Here is a 13265-nt window from a genome sequence, read left to right as displayed (position 1 = left end):
CAGGCAAGATGACAAAACGAGCAGTAAAGTCGGAATTTATAAAACTGGCTTGCGTGCTCGTTTTTGTCTATCTGGTTTTCCTGTGCCTTCTCTACACACCCGTTTATCAGAGCGTTGTTCTCCGTCCAGACTACCAACCAACAATGACATATGCACATGAACCAATTCTTGGTATCAAGCCGGAAGAATTGATAATTGAAAGTCACAGAGATAAAATGCACGCTTGGCTGTTTCTTGTACCTAACAGCAAAGCAGTGGCAATCGTGCATCACGGCAATGCAGGCAATTTACTGAATCGCCTGGAAATTGCAAAAGCATTTATCAACGCCCATGCTTCCGTACTTTTATACGACTACAGAGGATACGGTAAAAGCACTGGTACCGCATCCCTTAACAGTATTCTTGAAGACGGGCTGACAGCTTTTGACTTTACGAAGACGCATATTGACTGTCCAATCGTTATCAATTATGGTGAATCAATTGGATCAGCAGTAGCCACCTATGTGGACAGCAAGTGCAAAGCACAAGGACTTATTCTGCAATCAGGAATTGCATCATTGCCCAATGTTGCCAGAAATGGCATTGTGCTCTTTTTCCTCTACCCGGATTTCATTTGGCCTCGTCCGCTTTTGAACAACTGCGATTTGTTGGCTCAGTCAGAAACACCACTTTTGTTATTGCACGGCAGCAAGGATAAGCTCGTGCCGATAACCAATGGCGATTTGCTCTTCGCCTGCGCCCACACCCCCGATAAGAGATTCATAAAATTACCCGATTGCGGGCACAATGACGTTGGGGTAGAAGACTGTGAAACATACCTGGCCGCCATAAAAGCCTTCGTGGACCACCTCAGTACAAAACCCTAGAATAAGCTTAAGGTTGCTTCCCATTCAGCCGAGATTGGCTTTTTAGTGGACAATAGAAGAAGAGACTTTTCCAGAGAAGTATTAAATGAGATTCCCCCTGATCCTCGCATTCACTTTGACGGTCTGCCTAACAGCCGTAAACCCGGTGCCGGCTAAAGATGTAAAAACGTCAGAAGGCACCATCAAAATTATGAGTGTCACGGTGGGACCATTCGATCTTCATAGAAAGTATCGGTCAATGGAAGGTCCTTGGGTGGCTCAAGATTTTCGCCTAGGCGACCTTGTGGCGTCCGAACAAGTGACCATTCCGGAATCTGCTGTGACATTTGTCGAAGGCAACACCCAAGCTCCGGCCATGAACTCGTCAAAAGAACCAAGCATGAATGGCGCAGGCGGCGCGATTTCCTCATCCAAAAACGTTACCGGTCTGGTTGATGCCAGCTCAACCAAGCGAGAACTCCTCTGGTTCAAAGGCGTAAAGTTGGAGGTCATAGACGAAAATGGAAAGGTTTTGCCCACTGCTGAATTCATCTGCCACTTCAACATGGACGTTGATCCGGCAATGCGCAAGAGCTTATTCCCCGGAGCACTTACAAGTGGCAACACGCGCGTAATGACGCTCACACAGGGACAAACAAGTTTTCATTTTCCAGAAGGAACAGCCGTACCTTGCGCAAGCGACGAGTTGTGGAGATTTACTTTCCAAGCAGCCAATCGCACGAGTGAAACACATCGTCGAGTTAAGCATCGCATGACACTAGAGTTCATCAAAGACTCTCAAGCTCAAGGACAGATGAAGGCACTAGCTTGGTATGTTCCTTACATTGCAGTCGTTACCGACGGCTCCTCGCCGGAAGCAATGGCAGCAGAACACTCAGGCGGTCCAAACTGCATGGTCACATCATCGGGTGACAATGCTCCCAATTCAGTGAAAGCAGCTGTATTCAAAGACCGCTTCGGCAGAAACCTTACGGGACACTGGATTATTCCTCCGGGAACCAGCACTTGGTCGACACCAATTAGCGATCAAAGAGATCCTGGGTTTGGCAGTAGGGATGTGCTGCTTTATGCCGCGTGGACACACATTCATCCCCTCTGCACCAAAGCTTCGCTCGTTCAATGCAGTGGCGATACGAAAAAGCCGATTTTTACATCAACTGTTACCACCAAGACAAAAGGCGGCTTGGAAATTCTCAATATAGACAACATCTATTCCAAAACAGGGATTCCAATTAAGGGCAACGAACACTATCAATTGGAAGCGACTTACGAAAATTCAACCAATGAAAAACAAGACTCTATGGTCTCACACGGGCTTTATGTGGGAGACGAGGGATTCACTAAGCCGGACTGGAAAGACTCACAAATTGCCTCGGCTGCCGCTGGCATTCACACAGCATCCGACTCAAAAAATGAAGCGCCTTTCTGCGGGGTAAGGAATTCCGCCAATACAGACAGCGAGCAAATCTGCAGTAAAACAAAAAGCATCTACGATGTCATGCCACCGTATCCATTGTTCGATCCTAAGACTGACGGACCGGTTCTCAACTCACTAAAGATGCTTGAACTTTATACTTCTGCCGGAAAATTACATATCGCTCTCAATCCTCAATTGGCTCCTCAAAATGTCACACAGATCTACAAGTTGTTAACAGCCGGTGCTTTTGACGGTACACCAATAGATAGATACGAACCTAATTTCGTACTGCAAATAAGCGAAGCCCAAAAAAAAGTCGATGGTAGCGGACAGCTCTCTCATTCTGTTGAATCTATGCTCAGAAGACTCCCGCTTGAAACACCAACGGGCACTATTCACAAGAAAGGCTCGCTTAGTATGGCACACTACGATAATCCGAATACTGCCGTAACATCGTTCTCCATAATGCTTGGAGAGGCACCACACTTGGACAATAAGTACACAATCATCGGCGCAATAGTACCCGACAATGTCACTGTGCGCACGCTGGAACAGATGCAGAAGAACTTCTCTGTCATGCACCCATTCATCATGGGTGTAAGAGACATCAGCGACATTCTAAACGCCTCAGCTGCAGCGCCTACGAAGTAGCGCAGAACAACAAACTAGCTCTCGCTATTCGCCGTAACTTCTCTTGAGCGGATATTGCCGTCTGCCTCTTTCATATCATTCAATGCGCCGATGGAAATCTTGTTGATCTCCTCAGCCTGTTGCATCGCCTCAAGCTTCTTCGCAATTTGATCAGATGTCGCCAACGGAATCTTCACGGTGAATGTGGAGCCTTTGTTTAACTCGCTCTCGAGGTCAATGCCACCACGGTGAGCCTTAATAATCGTAAGAGCGATAGCCAGTCCCAGACCGGTACCACCGCCGTAAAGTCTACTGCGTGTACGCGAACGTTCAATACGGAAGAAACGATCAAATATTCTTTGTTGATCCGCAGGCGCAATACCAATGCCCGTATCCATCACACGAATTATTGCGTCTGTGCTGCTAGACCGCAAAGTGACGGTTACCTTGCCACCGGCTTGCGTCGCCTTAATAGCATTATTAGTCAAATTCAACAACACCTGTTTCAATCTATCCGCATCGGCATAAACCCAAATTGGTTGTTGCGGTATCACAAATCTTGTTTCAATCTGCTCAGGGGCAATTACCGACACTGTGTCCTCCACAGAGGCTACAACAGTACGCATATCGACGACTTCAATTTGCGCCAATACTTGCTGTCCGGCGTCAGCTCGAGCCAATTGCAATAAGTCAGAGACCAAACGAATCAAACGTCCGGACTCATCAGAAATAGTCTGCAAGGCTTCTGAAAGCAATTGCGGATCAATTCCTGTTCCTCTGCGCTGCAGAAGTTTTGTATAACCCTGAATGGAGGTTAGCGGTGTACGCAACTCGTGGCTGGCATCAGCTACGAATTGACACTGGATATTGAGCGATTCTTCCAGTCTGTTAAGCAATCTGTTGAATGCTTTGCGAACTTCAGATGTTTCATTCAACTCATTGGGACTGATATCAAGTCGTTGCCTTATATCGGCATGTGCCAGTTTGGTTGTTGAATCCAACAGTTCCTTGATGGGGATAAGTACAAATCCTGCCAGAAACCAATTTACCGCCACTAAAACAGGCAGCAGGGGCAAATACCAGGCAAGCTCAATGAAACGAAAGCCTGTCATGCCGGCAACCAACAGATGGCAAATAATAATCGGCAAGATGCCCGAAGCCGACATGACCAGGGTCATGCGCGCTCTCATAGATCTCGATAAACTGAACTGCTTCATTCAGTGACCTTCCAATCTACATATTCCCACTTAGTTGCAGTCCCAGTTAGGTCTCTAATAATACTTTTAAGGGTAGATCGTCCAATTTGCCGTTGGTAATCAGGCAGTCGCCCGTGTAAATCGACTGTCCGCCGGTCAGGTCGTAATACTTACCGCCGGCTTCTTCAACAATTACTTTGACCGCCGCCAAGTCCCAGGGCTTTAGTCCCACCTCTAGAGCAAGCTCTGCCTTGCCCTCAAACACATAGGCAAAGCTCAGATAGTCACCAAAGCCTCGTTGCCTGTAGGTATTGGCTATGAGCTTAGTAAAGCCGGTCCACAGACCTCGCGCAAGAATACGCTTTGGTGCACCAAAATTGAATTGACTCTCCTCCAGGTTATCTGTTGAGGATACCTTCAATGGAGAGCCGTTCTTAAAGGCTCCGTGTCCCTTCTCTGCCCAAAATATTTCACCCGCCAATGCCGGGTTGTGAATAACCCCTAGCTTGACGTCTCCGTCGATTTCCAATGCGAGCATTATCGAAAAGATGGGCACGCCACGCGCGAAGTTATAAGTGCCGTCAATTGGATCCACAATCCAACGCCTGCCTTTACCGGCAGATGGTGGAGAAGGATTATTCCAACTTTCTTCTTCGCCAAGAACTTCATCAGCCGGATACTGCTTGGCAATAGCTTGGCGAATCAACTCCTCAACTTCTTTGTCGGCAACAGTCACCGGCGTATTATCAGACTTCATTTCAGAGGCAACGCCATTACAAAAGTGTCGAAGAGCCACCTGACCGGCTTCTTCGACAACCTTTAGGGCAAAGGTCAATTCATTGTTGAACGTATCTGCCACGAATTCGACCGCCAAAATACTATTTATACCTGAGACAAGATCCCGCTGGGATTGCCAGCGGGATCTCCAAGGAGTTCAGGTCAAATTTTTCCTAGAACAAGTAGCTGTAGACGCCGCGTGCAGCGCGTCCAACACCGACACCGATGTCACGAACATCGACAACGGTACCTTTGAATACTCGTTCCCACCAGAAACCCTTAGCTCTTTCAGCATAAGCCAGGCGCATATCTTGCTCCCAGTTTTTGTCTTCTACGAGCTTCATGCGACGCTCGAGATCATCAACACGGGCCTTGAGAGCATTCAACTCACCGCGAAGTTCTTCCAACAACGCAGCTAGTCTTTCTAAGTCAGCTTTGTCAGCTTTCTTAGCCAATCTCTCAGCAATGCACTGCTCGTACTTGTAGAGCGCTGCTGCTAATTCAAAACGTGTCGCGGACTTTTGTCCACGGAACGTGCGATCTGGATAACCTACCAAGATATGGCATTCGTTGTTAACCAGTTCTTTCAAAGCGTTATAAGCCCATTCGTTGCCAACAACATCGGTTAATTCGCTGATGTTGGTCGCGCCTTGAGCGTTAACTGGACTTGTAGTAATGAAGGCACTTGCAGACAAAGCAATTGCTACGCTTGCGAGAGTTGCCAACTCCTTTTTCATATGAACCACTCCTCGAAATATGACCTAACTCCTATTGAAGCTTATGTTAGCGCACCTACACCCACAGCGAATAGTGTGAAGTCAAATAAAAAACGCCCGAATGGGTGACATCATGGCTCAAATGCAGTCCTGAAGCCAAATCTAGAATCCTTAAACATCGTTAACAAATACACATCTCGTCACCCAAAAATATATACGGACACAATGCACCAAAAGGCTGATAAATAGACTGTTTCATGGCAACCGATAGTCAAGAAATAAAAAGACTTGCCAATGGTCTGATAGTAATTACGATCGATATCGATACGCGCTGAAACCCAGTCATTATGCGCCTCTTGCTAACTTGCACTTCTTGAAAAGCAAACTCTCTCATTTATCTGATGCCCCCACCGGCGGTATCATGGATAAATGTCAAAAAATCCGGAAAACCTTTCAATTCGCATTTGTCATCTGTACGCGCACTTCCTCAACATCTATGGTGATCGAGGAAATATATTGACGCTTGTCAAACGATCTCAGTGGCGCGGTATCAATGCTGAAGTTACCGCCGTTGGACTCGACGACAAACTTGACATTGGCACCGACATTTACTTCATCGGTGGCGGACAAGACAAACAGCAACAAGTCATCGCCGAAGATTTGCAACGTCACAAAAAAGCTTTAAAAGAAGCGACTGATGCCGGCGCGGTGATTCTATCTATTTGCGGTGGCTACCAACTGCTTGGTCATTACTACCGTCCACACGAAGGTCCGGAGTTGCCAGGCTTATCTCTAATAGATGCTTATACAGTAGCGGGACACAAACGCATGATTGGCAACGTTGTCGTGAATAGAGAAGACGGCTCAACTCTTGTCGGCTTTGAGAATCACAGCGGCAGAACTTTTCTCGGAGCCGAGACAAAAGCTTTGGGCAAAGTAACTACGGGCAATGGCAACAATGGCGAAGATGGTTTTGAAGGTGTCGCCGAAAAAACTATATTCGGCACATATCTGCACGGATCCCTATTGCCGAAAAACCCGCATTTTGCCGATCACCTAATTGCTTTGGCATTGAAACGCCGTTATGGCGATATCGCTTTGCCTGAGCTCGATGATTCTCTAGAGCTAACCGCTCACCACCGTGCCCTCTCTTTGCCAGCCTGAGATTTGTGATGCAACCAAAAAAAGTTTCTGTTTTGATGCCGGTTTTCAATGAAGTAAAAACCCTTACGCAAGTTCTGGAGTCGGTATCGTCCGCCAACTATTGCGGGCTCGATAAGGAAATAGTGCTTGTCGATGACGGCTCGACAGACGGCACGCGCGAACTTCTTGCAAGCCTGGATACCGGTAAATATTCAGCACGTGTATTTTTCCACGAGAAGAATCAGGGCAAAGGCGCCGCACTTCGCACAGCTCAAGGACATGCCGAAGGCGACATCATACTTATTCAAGATGCGGATTTGGAATACAGCCCTAAAGAATACCCCAATCTTTTACAGCCAATTCTTGAAGGTCACGCCGATGTTGTTTACGGCTCACGCTTGTCGGGAGGCTCGGTCACAAGAGCTTTCAACTTCACTCATTATTTGGGCAACAAATTCCTGACGCTGCTCACCAACATACTCTACAACTGCACAATTACTGATATGGAGACCTGCTACAAGGTATTCAAAGCTCCTGTATTCAAAAAGGTAATCATCAGATCAAACCGATTTGATTTCGAACCTGAGATAACAGCCAAGATACTGAAGCAAGGTGTAAGGATCTATGAACTGCCGATTTCTTACTACGGTAGAGACTACAGTGAAGGCAAAAAAATCACTTGGGTAGATGGATTTGGAGCAATTTGGGCTCTTATCAAATTCCGTTTCGTAGATTAAAAGCACTTGCCAACTCCCGACAACGCGGTACACTGGGAATGTCGGCTGTGAGCATTGCTTCGGCTCAGCCGAAATTACTAAATACTGGCGCATGCAATGCGCCCCTACAAAGGTCCTGCACAATGAAAATACCTGCCTTCAGCCTGCTTTTCCTTTTGGGCATCAATTGCCTGCCGGCTTCGGCACAACATCACTATGAATACGGCGGCAGCCGGGTTGTGCGCCAAAGCCAAAACGGTTTAGCGACCCCGTCCTCTACCTATATCGGCTCCGGAACGCTCAGCAAAACAGCACAAGGAATTGAGCCGAACAACAATCCCAATTTACCAAGCGTTAACTATGGCGGCGCCATCAAGACTCCTGGTGACAATATCTATCGACCAAGAGAACCTCAACAACAATATCAGCGCCGTTATCCACAACGCCGCTACTACAACATGCCGCCACAACAACAGCCAAATTACTATACGCCGGGACAAAACCAGCAGACCTACAACGAATACAAACCCGACAGATCAAATTTCGGATACAGTCAACCAAGCTCAGGTGGATTGTCAACCTACGGCGGCTACAACCAACAACCACAGAACCAAAGCTCCGGCAACAACCGCCACTTCTAAGACTTTTTCCCTTTCGTGTCGATTCCACCTGTCTTCGTACGCGCATTGCATGCGCCCATTCCCGTATAATGGGCAAATCCTTGATACAAGGACTGCAGGATGAAGATTGTCGTGCTCGGCGGCGCTGGCGCTATGGGACAAGTAATTATCCGTGACCTATTGGAATTTGGTCACGAGAAAGAAGTGACGATTGCCGATTTCAATATCAAAAAAGCTGAAGCAATGGTTGAAGCGCTCGGCAAAAAAGGACTTGCTCTAACAGCAGTCGGCGGAGCAAGCAAGGATGGCGCACACAAGTTAATAGCAGCCTTTGCCGACATCACCGATAAGTCTCAACTTGTAAGCATCTTACAAGGATCAGACATCGTCATCAATTCCGGTCCGTATATTTTCAACATTGCCGTCATGGAAGCAGCATTAGAAGCCGGCTGCCACTATATAGATCTCGGCGGCTTGTTTCATACGACTCGCAAACAATTAGAACTGCACGAGCGCTTTCTGCAAAAAGGACTTTTGGCAATTCTTGGAATGGGTGCCGCACCAGGCATGACCAATATCATGGCTGCCGCCGGCGCTGATCAATTAGACAGTGTTGAGTCCATTGATATTGCCGTAGGCTGCATAGACTTCGTCAAAACTGCTCATCCGCTTCTGCCGCCCTACGCTTTAGATACATTGTTGGATGAATACACATTGGAACCGATGGTATTCCAAGACGGAAAGTTCGAAGCGCGCAAACCGATGTCGGGCGAAATCGAACTTGATTTGCCCGCACCAGTTGGAAAATGCTCAGCTATTTTGACTCTGCATTCAGAAGTTGCAACATTACCTCTCAGCTACAAAACCAAGGGCGTGAGAAATGTCACCTTCCGCTTGGGACTTCCGGAAGAATTGCACAAAGCATTGAAATTCCTAGTTGACTTAGGATTCGGCACAACAGAAGCGCTGCCGGCTGAACTGGGCAGCGCCAACCCACGCAAAGTCTTAGGTCATCTAATCAATAGAATTGAAACACCGGACACAGATCCAAACGACAGCGAAGTAGTACGCGTCGATATTGTCGGCAAGAAATCAGGTCACAAGAAACTCGTCCGTATGGAAACGACAGTATTGGCTCACAAAGAGTGGAAAGTTTCTTGCGGCGCTCTCGATACTGGCGTGCCACCATCCATCGTCGCCAACATGGTTGCTCGCGGTCTTATCAAAGAGCGCGGCGTCCTGGCACCGGAACAATGCGTACCAATTCAACCGTTCTTTGACGAATTATCTAAGCGAGACATATTCATGCGCCAAATAACCGAAGAGTTTCTGAGTAACTAATACTTAAGCGCTTACTGTTTGACGCAATGCGCTGAGAGTACTTTCCAAACTGGCCTTGTCGAAAATATTGAAGATACGAGCTTGTCTATCAATTTTCTTGACGGTGCCTGTCAGCACCTTGCCTGGTCCTATTTCAATGAAAGTATCAACGCCCTGCGAAAGCATGTATTCAATCGTGTCGCACCAAAGTACAGCACTCGGCATTTGCTTGGCGAGCTTCGCTTGAATTTCGCTGCCGGAGGCAGCCGCTTTAGCATCAACGTTTTGCACAACGGCAAACTGAACATCATTCAAATGACACTGGGTAATTTGCTTTTCGAATTCGCAAGCAGCAGTTGCCATCAAAGGCGAGTGGAATGCGCCACCTACAGGAAGTGGAATTACTTTACCGCCGGCCGCTTTAGCCAATTCGCCGGCTTTAGCAACAGCATCAGGACTTCCTGAAATTACAAGTTGTTCACGAGTGTTGAAGTTGGCGATGATCACAACTGAGTCGCCACTTGTTGCTTTAGTGCATGCGTCTTGCAACACTGCTTTGTCCAAACCAATCACAGCCGACATAGCGCCCTTGGGGCAGCTTTCCATTAAGCGCGAACGGGTGTCGACAAGTTTTACTGCTTCTTCAAGCGATAGCGCTTCGCATACAACCAGTGCGGTGAATTCACCGAGACTGTGACCGGCAACAAACTGCGGTGTCGGTCCACCTGCTGTTTTGTAACACTGCCAAGCGGCAAGTGATGCCGCCAGAATTGTTGGTTGAGTATTTATTGTCCGCTTAAGTTCCTCTTCAGGACCTTCAAAGCAAAGCTTGCTCAATTCGCGTCCGGCAATTTTGTCGATTGATTCAAAAGTCTTTTTAGCTTCGGCAAAGTTATCGAATAGATCTTTCCCCATGCCGACAGACTGCGAACCTTGACCAGGGAATAAACAAGCGATTTTCATATACTCTCCAAACGAAAGGGCGCATGCAATGCGCCTCTACAACAGTATTCTACTTACTTACGGGAATCCTTGGCAGTCCACTTAAGAATGGCAGCGCCCCATGTGAGTCCTCCACCAAAGCCAACTAATGCACAAGTAGACGGACTCTTAATTTGTCCGCGCTTAACGGCATCGGAAAATGCCAACGGAATAGAAGCAGCAGAGGTGTTGCCGTACTGATCAATATTGGTGACTATTTTTTCCGGCGGGAAACCTAAGCGATCGGCAGCAGCTTTGATGATACGTTGATTAGCTTGGTGAGGCACGAGAAAATCAATATCTTTTGACTGAATACCAGCTCTTGCGCACGCTGCTTCAATGGCTTCAGGAACAGCCTTGATGGCAAACTCATATACAACGCGCCCATTCATGCTCAGGAAACGGTTCATTGCTTTTGGTGGTGTTGTTCCGGCATGCGGATAAGCAACATTTGCATTTGGAATACACAGCAAATGTCCGCCAGTGCCGTCGGCGCGAAGATAAGTCGCCAAAATTTCGTTCTCATCAGCAGCCTGCAAGAGAAATGCACCGGCGCCATCACCGAACAAAACGCAAGTATTGCGATCTTCCCAATCCAAGAAACGCGAGTGAATATCAACACCAATTACAAGTACCGTTTTAAATGTCCCGGAACCAATAAATTGTTGCCCAACGGCTAAGGCGTAAATGATACCTGTGCAAGCTGCTTCCAGATCAAAGGCAGCTGCTCTAGTTGCGCCAATTTCCGCTTGTACCAAACAAGCAGTAGAAGGATATAGATTATCCGGAGTCGATGTAGCAACTACAATTAGATCGATTATCGCCGGGTCAATTCCGGCAAATGCAATTGCGTCTTTCGCAGCACCCATAGCTAGACCGGCTGCTGTTTCATCCTCTTTAACGACACGACGCTCACGAATACCGGTGCGCGTGCGAATCCATTCATCAGATGTATCGACAAGTTTTTCTAGATCGGTGTTGGTGACCAATGTTTCAGGGACGCATGCACCGACCCCGATTAGCCTGGCTCCGACGGACAAACTCACTTCTTACTCCCTGCCACAACTTTGCCGAAAGTCAGCTCAATTTGTTTGACAATGTCGGCATTCACCATATCTTTAGCGGTGCGGATGGCATTCTTAATGGCTCTATGCTTTGAGCCTCCATGGGCAATGACGCAAACCCCCTTAACTCCAACTAGAAGTGCGCCCCCAAATTCATTGTAGTCGATGCGTCTCTTCAACGCCTGGAAGCTTGGCTTGGCGATAGCAGCGCCAATTTTTCCACGCCAGTCGCTGAGCAATTCTTGACGCAACATATGGGTAACCATATTGGCGATACCCTCGGCAGTCTTCAACGCAACGTTGCCGGTGAAACCGTCAGTTACAACAACGTCAATTTTGCCCATTGGGAAATCGCGTCCCTCGGTGAAGCCGACGAAATTTAATTCCTTACTTTCTTTGCACAACGCATAGGCCTGTTTAACCAATTCATTACCCTTGGTCTCTTCAGCTCCGATATTGAGAATACCGACACGTGGTTCGGCTAATCCCATTAAACCTTTAGATAGGATGGAGCCCATCAAGGCAAATTGCAAAAGTTGATTAGCATCACACTCAACATTGGCACCCATGTCGAGGCAGATGCAATAACGGTCCAAAATTGTCGGCATCAAACAAGCAATGGCCGAGCGGTCGACATTGGCAATGCGACCCAGCCCCAGATGGGCGGCAGCGGCAGCAGCACCGGTAGAGCCGGCTGCGACAACACCATCGGCAAGCCCTTCACGTACCTGGCGGATAGCTACAACAATAGATGCATCTTTCTTACGAACAATTGCCCGACTAGGCTTCTCATCCATGGCGACAACTTCTGACGCTGGAATTATCGTAATATCCAGACCCTGTTTGTCGTGGCGATTGAGCTCTCTAGCAATAGCCTCAGGTGGTCCGACCAGCTGAATGCCGATGCCGTACTCGCGAGCTGCTAGAACTGACCCGTGCACGACCTCGCGTGGAGCATAGTCGCCGCCCATGGCGTCAACTGCGATGTGGATTTGTTTGGAACGGTTGGGCTGCACTTGTTACGCCTTACCGGGAAAGTTTTACTCTGTTACTACTGATTCAGCGCGACGAGCTGGACGGCCTCTGTAGTATCCACACTCTACGCAAGCTTGGTGACGGCGCGTTGGCTGTGCACACTGCGGGCAAGTGGTGATGGTTTGAGCTGTAGCCTTCCACACCTTGGAACGGCGGGAGTGCTGCTTTTGATGTGATGTTTTCTTTTTAGGTTGTGCCATTTGACTTATATCTCCGTTGCAACGGATCACATATTATCTATTAGTTCTTGTCTTTTTCATCGTTTGAAAAGATAGTCTTTAAGTTCTTCCACCTTGGATCAATTAAATCTTGACTTTTCTTATCTCCAGCTAATGTTTTCCCACCGGAACCAGAGGCGCCAGACGGCAATCCTGGGCATTCCGAGCCACAAGATAGGTGACTTGGGGTAGCTAAAGTGATCGCTTGATAAAGAAGGTCAGTAACATCAATTAACCCATCCGCCGGTAACAATTCGACAAAATCGTCTTTCAAGAGTTCCCGTTCGCGTTGCATGTCCTCTTCCGACGGATAAACAAGTTGCTCATCAATGTCCACTGCCATACTCTGGAAGTACGGGCGCAGACAACGATCACAGTGCAATTTCAGCAGAGTCTGCACTCTACCAATGACTTTTACACCATAGCTGGAAAGGCTGAGCGTAATATCGCCCACGACAGGCTTGACTGCCTCCAGCCCCTCGATGGTCTCTTTGAACTCGATATGTTGCGGCTGAGCTTTTAGCTCGTCTATGCTTATTTTCACCCTGCCAAGATAGCACAAAATA

General features: G+C 47.7%; 14 protein-coding genes. 6 read left to right on the top strand and 8 right to left on the bottom strand.

Translation table 11 applies throughout. The features are described 5' to 3' along the window. Positions 1-8: 8 nt before the first annotated feature. Positions 9-866 (top strand): alpha/beta hydrolase, encoded by an 858-nt coding sequence (locus K2Y22_08545; GenBank protein MBX9878494.1) that lies wholly within the window; start codon positions 9-11, stop codon positions 864-866. Positions 867-951: 85 nt separating this feature from the next. Continuing rightward, a complete protein-coding gene (locus K2Y22_08540) occupies positions 952-2934 on the top strand; it encodes a peptidylprolyl isomerase (protein MBX9878493.1) in 1983 nt (660 codons plus the stop codon). A gap of 14 nt (positions 2935-2948) precedes the next feature. On the opposite strand, the gene K2Y22_08535 is transcribed toward K2Y22_08540, so the two are convergent. The 3 genes from K2Y22_08535 to K2Y22_08525 form a co-directional block, all read right to left on the bottom strand. After that, the gene (locus K2Y22_08535) at positions 2949-4130 is read right to left on the bottom strand and encodes a HAMP domain-containing histidine kinase (protein ID MBX9878492.1); all 1182 of its coding nucleotides are present in this window, start codon (positions 4128-4130) and stop codon (positions 2949-2951) included. A gap of 46 nt (positions 4131-4176) precedes the next feature. Continuing rightward, positions 4177-4968 (bottom strand): hypothetical protein, encoded by a 792-nt coding sequence (locus tag K2Y22_08530; GenBank protein MBX9878491.1) that lies wholly within the window; start codon positions 4966-4968, stop codon positions 4177-4179. A 91-nt stretch (positions 4969-5059) separates the two neighbouring features. After that, positions 5060-5623 carry an S-layer homology domain-containing protein gene (locus tag K2Y22_08525; GenBank protein MBX9878490.1) on the bottom strand — a complete coding sequence of 188 codons (564 nt, stop codon included), beginning with the start codon at positions 5621-5623 and terminating at the stop codon, positions 5060-5062. Positions 5624-6031: 408 nt separating this feature from the next. On the opposite strand from K2Y22_08525, the gene K2Y22_08520 reads away from it, so the two are divergent. The 4 genes from K2Y22_08520 (at position 6032) to K2Y22_08505 (ending at position 9422) form a co-directional block, all read left to right on the top strand. Next, on the top strand, positions 6032-6766 hold the full coding sequence (locus tag K2Y22_08520) for a hypothetical protein (GenBank protein MBX9878489.1): 735 nt from the start codon (positions 6032-6034) through the stop codon (positions 6764-6766). An 8-nt stretch (positions 6767-6774) separates the two neighbouring features. Then, a complete protein-coding gene (locus K2Y22_08515; protein MBX9878488.1) occupies positions 6775-7482 on the top strand; it encodes a glycosyltransferase family 2 protein in 708 nt (235 codons plus the stop codon). Between the two features lie 122 nt (positions 7483-7604). Then, complete coding sequence (locus K2Y22_08510; GenBank protein MBX9878487.1) at positions 7605-8102, top strand: hypothetical protein; 498 nt, start codon at positions 7605-7607, stop codon at positions 8100-8102. Between the two features lie 99 nt (positions 8103-8201). Next, positions 8202-9422, top strand: a complete 1221-nt coding sequence (locus tag K2Y22_08505; GenBank protein MBX9878486.1) for a saccharopine dehydrogenase NADP-binding domain-containing protein — start codon at positions 8202-8204, stop codon at positions 9420-9422. Positions 9423-9425: 3 nt separating this feature from the next. Here the strand turns inward: K2Y22_08505 and fabD are convergent, their stop codons facing one another. The 5 genes from fabD to K2Y22_08480 are packed head-to-tail and all read right to left on the bottom strand — an operon-like array spanning position 9426 to position 13243. Next, a complete protein-coding gene (gene fabD / locus K2Y22_08500; protein MBX9878485.1) occupies positions 9426-10364 on the bottom strand; it encodes an ACP S-malonyltransferase in 939 nt (312 codons plus the stop codon). Positions 10365-10417: 53 nt separating this feature from the next. Next, positions 10418-11422, bottom strand: a complete 1005-nt coding sequence (locus K2Y22_08495) for a ketoacyl-ACP synthase III (GenBank protein ID MBX9878484.1) — start codon at positions 11420-11422, stop codon at positions 10418-10420. 2 nt (positions 11423-11424) lie between these two features. Next, positions 11425-12462, bottom strand: a complete 1038-nt coding sequence (gene plsX, locus K2Y22_08490; GenBank protein ID MBX9878483.1) for a phosphate acyltransferase PlsX — start codon at positions 12460-12462, stop codon at positions 11425-11427. Between the two features lie 24 nt (positions 12463-12486). Further along, complete coding sequence (gene rpmF, locus K2Y22_08485) at positions 12487-12681, bottom strand: 50S ribosomal protein L32 (protein MBX9878482.1); 195 nt, start codon at positions 12679-12681, stop codon at positions 12487-12489. Positions 12682-12721: 40 nt separating this feature from the next. Next, complete coding sequence (locus K2Y22_08480; GenBank protein MBX9878481.1) at positions 12722-13243, bottom strand: DUF177 domain-containing protein; 522 nt, start codon at positions 13241-13243, stop codon at positions 12722-12724. Between the last annotated feature and the right edge of the window lie 22 nt (positions 13244-13265).

The organism is Candidatus Obscuribacterales bacterium, from assembly GCA_019744775.1.
Taxonomy (GTDB): domain Bacteria; phylum Cyanobacteriota; class Vampirovibrionia; order Obscuribacterales; family Obscuribacteraceae; genus SBAT01.
Note: the sequence above shows the minus strand (reverse complement) of the source record. Positions and strands in the feature narration are given on the sequence as shown.